Here is a 1,596-nt window from a genome sequence, read left to right on the forward strand (position 1 = left end):
TAGACGTTCATGCCGCTTCCGCGGCACCATCAGCAGGATGAAAATGGATCAACGTCGAAGTATATTTTTACGGCTGGCGAAGGGAGGTCGCGTCTCTATGGTGCTGCGAGCCCGTAAGTTAGACAGATCCCAGCGACCAGGTGCACCACAGATTGTTGCTTCATTTTTGGAAGCACGGAGGGTAGATTAACCAGGATGGTTGCTGCACCAGCCCTTTAATCTATACAGCCGTAGAAGGAGAAAGACTATGGACGTCGTTTACAGTCACTGCTGCGGGCTTGACGTTCATAAAAAGAACGTTGTAGCCTGCGTGATTACTCCGGAAGGGAAAGAGATTCGGACATTTACAACGATGACGGACGATCTCATCAACCTCGTGGATTGGATCAAAGCCAAAGAATGTACGGTCGCAGCTATGGAGAGTACAGGCGCCTTTTGGAAGCCGATCTACAACCTGCTTGAACTGGAAGACGTCAAACCAATGGTCGTCAATGCCCAGCACATTAAGAATGTTCCGGGCCGCAAGACAGACATAAAAGATGCAGAGTGGATTGCCGATTTGCTTCGTCACGGCCTGATCAAAGGCAGTTATATCCCTTCCCGTGATCAACGTGAATTGCGGGAGCTGATTCGTTATCGCCGGAGTCTCATCGATGAACGGGCGCGGGAAACGAATCGTATCCAAAAGGTCCTTGAAGGAGCCAATATCAAATTGTCTTCCGTCGCCAGTAATGTTCTTGGTAAATCCGGCCGCGCAATGATTGAAGCCATGATTGCCGGCGAGGAAGATCCTGAAGCCCTGTCGGCACTGGCAAAAGGTCGGTTAAAGAACAAAAAAGAAGAGCTGATGCGTGCATTGAACGGCTTGATGGGGCCCCATCAGAAGCTCCTGCTGGAAACCCAACTGCGCCATATTGACTTCCTTGATCAGGAAATCAAAAGGCTCGATGAAGAAGTAAAGGCGCGAATGCTCCCTTTTGAGGAGGTCCTGGAACTGTTGGAGACCATTCCCGGAGTCGGCCGGCGCACATCAGAACAAATTCTGGCTGAAATTGGAATTGATGTAGAAGAACAATTTGGCTCCGCTGCCCGAATGTGCTCATGGGCAGGATTGTGTCCAGGGAATAATGAAAGCGCCGGAAAACGGAAGTCAGGCCGAACGCGCAAAGGGAATAAAAAACTGCGAAGCGCTCTTGTAGAAGCTGCCCGGGCGGCGGCACGAACAAAGAACACATACCTGTCAAGCCAATATCATCGCATTGCCGCCAGGCGTGGTGCAAATCGAGCCGCCGTTGCCGTTGCCCATAGTATATTGACAATTGTCTACTACATCATAGTACGAAGACAGCCGTACATCGAACTCGGTCCAAACTATTATGAGGAACGAAAAAAGGAAACCGTCATCAAACAATCCATTAAGAAACTAGAGTCCCTTGGTTACAAAGTGAACGTTGAGTCTACAGCATAGAAGAACGAAAGCATTCCTAAACATCATAGTGCTATCGAAGCCGGTTACCACTTTCTGGAAATTAGGGTATAGCCGGTTAGCTTAGTATTGCTTTTTTTAGCAGTTCGTTAGTTATATTTTCAGGGTAG

At 48.8% G+C, this 1,596-nt stretch carries 1 protein-coding gene; it reads left to right on the forward strand.

Features of this window, described 5'->3' with window-relative positions:
- Positions 1 to 247: 247 nt before the first annotated feature.
- Positions 248 to 1,468 carry an IS110 family RNA-guided transposase gene (locus AB1L08_RS22330; RefSeq protein ID WP_300965180.1) on the forward strand — a complete coding sequence of 407 codons (1,221 nt, stop codon included), beginning with the start codon at positions 248 to 250 and terminating at the stop codon, positions 1,466 to 1,468.
- The last annotated feature ends 128 nt before the right edge of the window (positions 1,469 to 1,596 follow it).

The sequence above is a fragment of the Siminovitchia jepli genome, assembly GCF_047228825.1.
GTDB lineage: Bacteria > Bacillota > Bacilli > Bacillales > Bacillaceae_C > Siminovitchia.

Coding starts and splice junctions, on each gene's coding strand:
- AB1L08_RS22330 (WP_300965180.1), top strand. CDS start 248: ATGGACGTCGTTTACAGTCACTGCTGCGGGCTTGACGTTCATAAAAAG.